General features: G+C 66.2%; 4 protein-coding genes. All 4 read left to right on the plus strand.

The genetic code is table 11. From position 1 onward, the window contains the following. Positions 1 to 162 precede the first annotated feature (162 nt). Positions 163 to 4596: an alpha-2-macroglobulin family protein gene (locus BOO71_RS13945; RefSeq protein ID WP_083653427.1), complete on the plus strand. Its 4434-nt coding sequence runs from the start codon at positions 163 to 165 to the stop codon at positions 4594 to 4596. 58 nt (positions 4597 to 4654) lie between these two features. Further along, positions 4655 to 5221, plus strand: coding sequence for a hypothetical protein (locus BOO71_RS13950; RefSeq protein WP_075833355.1), 567 nt, complete (start codon positions 4655 to 4657; stop codon positions 5219 to 5221). A gap of 50 nt (positions 5222 to 5271) precedes the next feature. Continuing rightward, entirely contained in the window at positions 5272 to 6312 is a 1041-nt protein-coding gene (locus BOO71_RS13955; RefSeq protein WP_075833357.1) for a zinc-dependent alcohol dehydrogenase family protein, read from the plus strand. 189 nt (positions 6313 to 6501) lie between these two features. Beyond that, positions 6502 to 7037, plus strand: a 536-nt coding sequence (locus BOO71_RS13960; RefSeq protein WP_175607447.1) for a carbohydrate ABC transporter permease, incomplete at its 3' end; no start/stop codon positions are given.

Raw genomic sequence — 7037 nt, forward strand, 5'->3', positions numbered from 1 at the left:
CCCAGCCTTTCGGATGATGCCGGGCACTCTGGGAGCAGTTACCGTGGGCGAAATCCGCACGGGCAAGGCGAGAAGTGACACAATCTGATCAGGCAGGATTTGAAGCCCAGCACTCTCGGTCAGGCACAGGAACGGCAAGCAGGAATTGCAAAAGGGGCAGACATGAAACGACGGTGGACGCGCGGCGCATTGTTATCCGGCCTGCTGCTGGTGGGGCTGGCCCCCGCCCAGCGCGAGGTTTCCATTTACGGCGGCGTGTTCCGGGGCAGCCAGCCGGTCAGCGTGGAAGTGTATGCGCCTGCCGGGACCGTGTTCACCCTCAGCAAGGTGCTGGACCCGGCGGCCCTGTTCGCTGCCTCGCCCGATCCACACGAACCCAAACTGGGTGCCGTGGGCCGCAGCGCGCCGATCCGCACCATCAAGCTGAAGAAACGCGATCAGAGCCTGGACTTTGGCAAGCTGCCCAGCGGCGTTTACGTGGTGGGAACGGGCAGTCTGGGCGCCGTGGTGCTGGTCAGTAACCTGGGGCTGGTGGTCAAGCGCGACGCGGGGCAGGCCCTCACCTATACGGCAGACCGTGAAAGCGGCCAGACGCGGGCGGCGCGGGTGTGGGCGCTGGGAGGCGGTTCCCCAGTGTTGTCGAGCGCCGACGGCGTGGCCCGTTTCACCAGGAAAGCCAACGCCGACTCGGACAAGGAGACTTTCCTGGCCCGCTACGGCAACGACTGGGCCATCAGCGGGGCGGAATGGAACAGCTACGCGGCCCCGCTGGTGCGCGGTTACGTCTATACGGACCGCCCGATCTACCGCCCCGGCCAGCATGTGGATTTCAAGGCGGTGCTGCGGCAGGCCGACAAACTGACGCCGCTGGCGAATACGTCGGTGCGCGTGACCATCACGTCCCCAGACAGTGACGAGGTCTACCGCAAGACACTGACCACCAACGCGCTGGGATCGCTGAACGCCGGGCTGGACCTGCCGGTGGGGGCCAAACTGGGCGAATACTATTTCTCGCTGAAACCCGACAGGGCCGACGGCGACAGCCAGAGCGACATCGGCGGCAGCTTTCAGGTGGAGGCGTACCAGAAGCCCGAATACGCCGTGACCCTTGCGCCGGACCGCAAACGCGCCGTACAGGGCGAGAAGGTCAGCGTCCGCATTTCGGCCCGCTACCTGTTCGGGGGCAACGTGAGCGGGGCCAGGGTCAATTACAACGTGACCCGCGCGCCGTATTACCCGCCCGGCTTCGACAGCGATTACCTGCCGCCCGGCGACGAGGGCCAGGACTACGGCTCCGATCTGGTGATTCAGGAGGAGACGCGCCTGAACGCGAGTGGCGACCTGGACCTGACGCTGCCGCTGGAGCGTGACCCGGACGGCCAGCCGGTTAGCTACCGCATCGAGGCCGAGGTGGAGGACGAGTCGCGCCGCACGGTCAGCGCCCAGACGCAGGTGATCGCCTTTCCCGCCAACCTGAACGTGGAGGCCAGCACCGACGGCTACGTTTACGACGCGGGCAAGCCCATCCGCGTGTCACTGGACACCCGTGACCTGAAAGATGTGGGCCGCGCCGCCCTGGTCACGCTGGACCTGATCCGCCAGAGCTACGACTACGACAGGAAGAAGAAGATCTGGGTGCTGAGCGAGACGCGCCTGGCCCGCTCCCAGGTGCAGACGAACGCGGCAGGGACGGCCAGCACCACCCTGTCTACCGCGCGCGGCGGCGGGTATCTGGTGCGGGCCACCGTGAAAGACGAGCAGGGCCGCGCGAGTACCTTTGAAAACTTTGTCTGGGTGCTGAAGCCCGGCGAGGACTACGGCTGGAACTACCGCGACCTGACCGTGCAACTGGACCGCAAGAGCTACGCCCCCGGCGACACCGCCACCGTGCTGGTGGGCAACCCCAGGCCCGGCGCTCCGGTGCTGGTCACGCTGGAGGGTGACAGGCTCCGCAGTTCAACTGTCCTGCGCGGCACGGGCGCAGTGCTGACCTACCGTTTTCCGGTCACGGCGGACATGGCCCCGAACATCTACGTCGCGGCGTCTACCCTCAGCGACGGCCAGTTTTACAGCAACGACGCCCGCGTGAAAGTTCCCCGCGTGGGCGCGGCCCTGACGGTCAGGGTCACGCCGGAAAAAGCCCGCTATGCCCCCGGCGACACGGGCAAATTCAGCGTGGACGTGCAGACGGCGGACGGCAAGGGTGTAGCAGGAGAGGTGGCGCTGGGCGTGGTGGATCAGGCCATCTATCTGGTGCAGCGCGACAACAGCACGCCGATTGCCCAGGTCTTTGACGCGCCGCGCAGCAACGCGGTGGGAACCAATTCCAGCCTCAATTTCTACTTCTCGCAGGTGGGCACGGTGGCGTCCGCGCCCAGACAGATAGAATCCGCCCCCGCCTTCGCGCAGGACAAGCAGGCTGGGGCCGGAGCTGCCGCCAGCAACAGCGAGGTCACGCCGCGCCAGGATTTCAAGGACACCATTCTGTGGGTGCCCAACCTCCTGACCGACGCGCAGGGCCACGCCGAGGTTTCAGTCAAGTTCCCCGACAACCTGACCACCTGGGTGGCCACCGCCCGCGCCCAGACGAAGACCCCACGCTTCGGGCAAGCAGTCGCCACCACCATGACCACCAAGGACGTGATCACCCGCCTGAGCCTGCCCACGTTCCTGGTGCGCGGCGACACGGTCACGCTGTCCGGCATCGTGAACAACACGCTGAATAAACCAGTCATGGGCACGGCCAGCGTAGTGCTGAACGGTCTGACCCCGCTGAGTGGCGCGGCCTTGAAAGCGGGCGGCGCACCGCTGAATGTGGCCGCCAACGGGCGCGTCCGCACGGACATGCAGGTGCGGGCAGGCAACGTGGGCACGGCGGACGTGACCTTCACCGCCCGCACAGTTTCCGGCAGCGACGCCCTCAAGCTCCCACTGCCCGTCAAGGCCAGAGGGTACGAGGTCACGCAGACGGCGGTGGGCAGTGCCAGCCAGCCGGGGATCAAGATCAATATTCCGGCAGATGCCAACCTCAAAACGCTGGACCTGAGCCTGAGTCTCACACCGTCGCTGCTGTCCGCTGTGTCGCCCGCGCTGGAGTATCTGGTGGGCTACCCCTACGGCTGCACCGAGCAGACCATGAGCCGTTTCCTGCCCGCGCTGCTGGCGAAGGAAAATCTGGGCAGCGCCGCCCTGCCGCAGAGTGTGGTGGGGGACCTGCCCGACATCGTGAGCGCGGGACTGGCCCGGCTGGAACTGTTCCAGCACGAGGACGGCGGCTGGAACTTCTGGCAATACGACGACAGCACCCTGGAAATGAGCGCCTACGTGGTGGAGGGCCTGCTGCGGGCTAAGAAACTGGGCGCGAAGGTCAACAACGACATGCTGTACAACGGGTTGCAGTACCTCGCTAAAAATGTGCCCAATCCGAAAGGACGGCAGGCCGAGCGTGCCAGCGCCTACCGTGCCCTGGCCGACGCCGGGAAGGTGGACAAGACACAACTGGCCGCTTTCGCCCGCCGCAAGGATCTGGAACCCTACGCGCTGGCGGAAACCGCGCTGGCATTGAATAAAACGGGCCAGACCCAGGCCGCCCGCGATGTGCTGGACCGCCTCAAGGCCAGACGAATCGGCACCAACGAAGGCGCACTGCTGCACTGGGAAACGCCCAAACGGGGGGGCGGCGACTTCTGGTACGACTACTGGGACGACAACAGCGTGCAGGTCACGGCCACCGCGCTGGAGGCCGTCGCCACGCTGGAGCCGAACAGCGCCCTGATTCCTGGCGTCTCGCAGTGGCTGCTGTCCAACCGACGTGGCCCCAAGTGGCTGTCCACCCAGGACACCACCAGCGTGATCGTCGCCGCGCTGGCCCTCAAGCCTCCAAAGGCCATGAGCGGCGACGTGAGCGCCCTGCTGGACGGCCAGAACGCCGGGCAGGCCACGCTGACCGGGCAGGAGGCGGCCACCCTCAAGATTGACGCCAGCACCCTGAAGGCCGGGGCGCACACGGTCACGCTGACGGGCGCACCTGCCGGGCTGACCTTCAGCACCCAACTGAAGTACAGCCGCGAACCCGCCGAACTGAAGGGCGACGCCAGCAAGGGCTTCCGCCTGAGCCGCCAGTATCAGCGTCTGGAACCCGTCTGGGACGCCAAGAACAACAAATATACCTACCGCCGCGTCTCGCTGCTCAGGGGCGGGCAGATGCAGCCGGTCACGGTGGGGGATCTGATTCTGGTGACCCTCAGCGTGCAGCCGGTGGGGCAGAGCGCCCGCTATATGGTGGTCAGCGATCCCATCCCAGCGGGCATGAAGGCGCTGGACGAACGCAGTCTGGCGATTGCGGGGTTGCAGGACCCCGACGAGTACGACTGGGGCAACTGGAACTACTGGTACGCGGGCCGTGACCTGCTGGATGACCGTGTTGACCTGTATGCCGACTACCTGAAGGGCGAGCAGAAGATGACCTATCTGCTGCGCGCCCAGACCCCCGGCACCTTTACCGCGCTGCCTACCCACGCTTTCCTGATGTACGACCCGGACGTGGAAGGTTACGCCCCGGCAACGACGTTCACGGTGCGGGACCGGGGGCAGTGACGGACAAGGGATGAGAAGATCGTCCCTCCGACACGCTGGTACGGCGCTCGTCTGGCTCGTGCTTCTGGCTCCCAACGTCCTCGCCTTTCAGGCCCAGCACGGCTCCCTGACGGTCACTTACGTGGACCCGCGTGACCGTCAACAACTCGGGGCCGTGTTCAAAGCCTGGGATGCGGCGGCGCGAGACTTGAAGGCGCTGGGTCTGTCACCTCCCGCAAAGGTACGGATTGAGGCAGCAGGCAATGCGGCGGACTTCCAGGCCCGCACCGGGGAACCAGTCAATATTGCGGCCAGTACGCAGGGCACAGTGATCCGCACGCAACGGCTCTCGGCGCTGGCGGCGCGCGGCCTGCTGCCTACCACCATCCGGCACGAGGCGTTTCATACGGCCCAGCCCGCCGGAATCCCGCGCTGGCTGGCCGAGGGGCTGGCCCGCACTTTCAGCGGCGAGGGGAAGGCGGACCCGCGCACCCCGACAGGGCTGGAAGGCGTAGCAGACGCCCGACTGGACGCCAAACTGCTGGAGCGTGACCCGACACAGTTGAATGCCGCCTACCGCGAGGTCACCGTCCGGGCGGCAAAGCTGGTACGGGCGCGGGGCTGGAAAGGGGCGCTGAAGTGGTGATGGGCGGCCCATAATTATGCAAGAGTCTGCGTCATGAAAGAGTTCAGGGCGTGAAAGCCGTCGTCTACGAGCAATTTGGCCTGCGTCCCGAACTCCAGACCGTCCCGGACCCCTTGCCAGAAGCGGACGGCGTGGTGCTTCGTGTAGAGGCGTCCGGCGTGTGCCGCAGCGACTGGCACGGCTGGATGGGCCGTGACCCGGATATCCAGTTGCCTCATGTCCCCGGTCACGAGATCGCCGGAACCGTGGTGGCGGTGGGCGCGGGTGTGACCCGCTGGCGCGAGGGGGACCGGGTGACACTGCCCTTCGTATCGGGGTGTGGGCGCTGCCCGGAGTGTCAAAGCGGGCAGCAGCAGGTCTGCCGGGACCAGTTTCAGCCGGGCTTTACCGCCTGGGGATCGTTTGCCGAGTACGTGGCCCTGCGCTACGCCGAGCAGAATCTGGTGCGCCTCCCCGACGGTCTGGACTTCGTGACGGCAGCAAGCCTGGGCTGCCGGTTTGCCACCTCCTTCCGCGCGGTGGTACAGCAGGGGCGGGTGCGCGGCGGCGAGTGGGTGGCCGTTCACGGCTGCGGCGGCGTGGGCCTGTCGGCGGTCATGATCGCCCACGCATTGGGCGCACGGGTGATCGCGGTAGACATAGGCGCGGACAAGCTCACGCGGGCAGCGGAACTGGGCGCGGAAGTCACGGTCAACAGCCGCGAGGTGGATGTGGTGACGGCCATCCGCGAGGTCACGGGCGGCGGCGCACACCTGTCGCTGGACGCGCTGGGGCACGCGCAGACCTGCGCCGATTCCATCCTGTGCCTGCGAACCCAGGGGCGACACGTTCAGGTGGGCCTGCTGGTGGCCGAACACAGCCGCCCGCCACTGCCGATGGACGCCGTGATCTCGCGTGAGCTGGAGATCTACGGCAGCCACGGCATGGCCGCCCACGCCTACCCCGAGATGCTGGGCATGATCGAGAGCGGCCTGCTGCGCCCGGACCGCCTGATCGGCGCGCGGCTGACGCTCGAAGAAGCTATCGATGCACTGACGGGGATGGACTCGTTTAACGCCCTTGGAGTTCAGGTGATTGACCGTTTCGCGTAGGCAGTCCAGAAGCGGACGCCTCAGCTCTGCCGGGACCACATCCCGGTCCTGCACAGCGCAAAAAGCCCTCCGTGACGCCGTACAATCTCGTGCCAGGACCGTCCTGAAAGCACCTGGTCCTGAGGGGGCACATATGTTTCGTATTTTGATGATGTCAAGCGGGCCAGTCACGGGCCACTGTCAGCACAGATGAAGGCGTCTCCACGGCTGATGGGCGGCGTGAGCAGGCCGCCCCCACCCCGGCGGGGCGGCTCGATGCGGCGGCACCAGACCCGCACGGCCTACACCTTCCTGCTGGTCCCCCTGATCTTCTACCTGATCGTCCGCTTCCTGCCCACCCTCTCTGCCCTGCGCCTGAGCCTGTTCGACTGGAACATCCTCAAAGACACCCAGCCCTTCGTGGGCACCGAAAACTATCAGCGTCTGTTCGCAGACGAGAAGTTCGGTCAGGCGCTCAGAAATACCGCGCTGTACACCGTCATCGGCGTCCCAGCGCAGATCGCGCTGGGACTGATCGTGGCCCTGCTCCTGAACAAGATCGTCGCGTTGCGCGGGCTGTTCCGGGCACTGTACTTCGCCCCCTACGTCACCCCCATCGTGGCCGCCGCGTGGGTCTGGCAGTGGCTGTTCAGCCCGCAATTCGGCCCGGTCAACACCTTCCTGATCTGGCTGCACATCACCCCGCAGAACTTTCTCAACTCCCCGGATCAGGCGCTGGCCACCAC

It is taken from the genome of Deinococcus marmoris (assembly GCF_001949125.1).
Taxonomy (GTDB): Bacteria; Deinococcota; Deinococci; order Deinococcales; family Deinococcaceae; genus Deinococcus; species Deinococcus marmoris_A.

Coding starts and splice junctions, on each gene's coding strand:
- BOO71_RS13945 (WP_083653427.1), top strand. CDS start 163: ATGAAACGACGGTGGACGCGCGGCGCATTGTTATCCGGCCTGCTGCTG.